The organism is Janibacter sp. CFPM2_SD2 (assembly GCF_057364645.1).
On the sequence record NZ_JBNFOF010000322.1, the window covers coordinates 1 to 1,792 of the forward strand.

At 72.3% G+C, this 1,792-nt stretch carries 1 protein-coding gene and 1 pseudogene; both read left to right on the forward strand.

Features of this window, described 5'->3' with window-relative positions; genetic code table 11:
• Positions 1-250: 250 nt before the first annotated feature.
• Positions 251-1,231, forward strand: coding sequence for a tetratricopeptide repeat protein (locus AC2W7J_RS17900; protein ID WP_485984092.1), 981 nt, complete (start codon positions 251-253; stop codon positions 1,229-1,231).
• Between the two features lie 58 nt (positions 1,232-1,289).
• Positions 1,290-1,792: pseudogene (locus AC2W7J_RS17905) on the forward strand (HAD-IIA family hydrolase); the annotation flags it as partial.

Sequence of the window (1,792 nt, forward strand, 5' to 3'; positions counted from 1 at the left end):
GCTAAGCCCTTCAGCGCCGATGGTACTGCACTGGTGACGGTGTGGGAGAGTAGGACGCAGCCGGACAAACATTCACAAGAAGCCCCCCAGCGAGTCGCTGGGGGGCTTCTTGCATTCCCGGACCAGGCGTTCCGGGCAGCCGGTGCGAACCGGGATCCGCTGACGGGGAAGAATCGTCGGTGGGTGTTGCGTTGAGAGCCCGGGTCGGGAGAGTCTGATCCGAGGCAACAGGTCAAGAGAGGTTGATGTCGTGGACGAGAGGTCGAGCAGGCCGGATCGTGGCCGTGGAGGCGCTGCCGGTCGCGGGGGCCAGGGTCCCCGGGGCGGTTCCGGCGGTGGTCGCGGCGGTTCCGGTGGTCGTGGGCGATCTGGCGGTCGCCCGGACCGGGACGGGTCGTCGGGCCGTCAGCAGCGGGGTGGCCGTCCCGACCGCGGGGACCGCTTCGACCGGTCCGATCGTCAGGGTCGTCCCGAGCGAGGAGGCCGTCCGGAGCGCGGTGGAGCCTCGCGTGACGCGGACGCCGAGAGCCGCAGCGGCTCGCGGCTCGTCCCCAAGGAGGGCCGCAAGCCGGAGCCGGCGATCGCACCGGACGTCACCGGCGCGGAACTCGACCGGAGCGTACGGCAGCAGCTGCGCACCCTGAGCAAGGAAAATGCCGACGGCGTCGCCCAGCACCTCGTCATGGTCGCCGCCCTGCTCGAGGCTGAAGATCTTGACGGTGCCCTCGCCCACGCGGAGACGGCCGTCCGTCGTGCCGGTCGCGTGCCGGCCGCCCGCGAGGCCCTCGGTTTCGTGGCCTACCGGATGGGCGACTACGCCCGGGCCCTCACCGAGTTCCGGACCGTGCGGCGACTCAGCGGCTCCTCCCACCTGCTCCCGCTCATGGTCGACTGCGAGCGTGGCCTCGGCCGCCCGGCCCGGGCGCTGGAGCTGCTGGGCTCGCCCGAGGCCCGTCAGCTCGGCCAGGAGGAGCAGGTCGAGCTGCTGATCGTCGGGTCCGGGATCCGTCGCGACATGGGTCAGCCCCAGGCCGCAGTGCTCGCGCTGCAGGGCCAGGTCGACAAGGTCAAGAACAAGCCGTGGGCGGGGCGTGTCTGGTATGCCTACGCCGACGCACTGCTCGAGGTCGACCGCACGGATGACGCCCGGGCGTGGTTCGCCAAGGCGCCGTCGCGGACCAGGACGGCGAGACCGATGCCATTGAGCGCGTCGAGGAGCTCGACGGGGTGAGCCTGCAGGAGGTCGTCGACGACGTGCCCGGTGAGGGTGCCGACCCGGCCGCCGACGAGTGACGACACCCCCTTCGCCTGACACGCTCGCCGGGGCCCACGACGCCCTGGTCTGCGACATCGACGGTGTGGTCGTCGCCGGCCCAACGGCCATCGACCACGCCGTCGACGTGCTCAACGCGCTGTCGATCCCGGTCCTCTTCGCGACGAACAATGCCTCGCGCACCCCGGCCGCTGTCGGGGAGCACCTTCGCGCGCGCGGGGTCGTCGTCGAGGACGACCACGTCCTCACGAGCTCGCTGGCGGCTGCCCGTGAGCTCGCGGCGCGGCTGCCCGCTGGCGCCGAGGTCATGGCGATCGGTGGCGAGGGGGTGAGTGCCTCCCTTCGTGCTGTGGGACTGACCCCGGTGACGAAGGGGGAGCCCGCAGCGGTGCTCCAGGGCTACGGACCTCATGTCACCGCGACTGACCTCGCGGAGGCCGCGCACGCGGTGCGGGCCGGCGCCGCGTGGGTGGCGACCAACACCGACCGCACGCTGCCGACCGACCGGTCGGCCCCGCC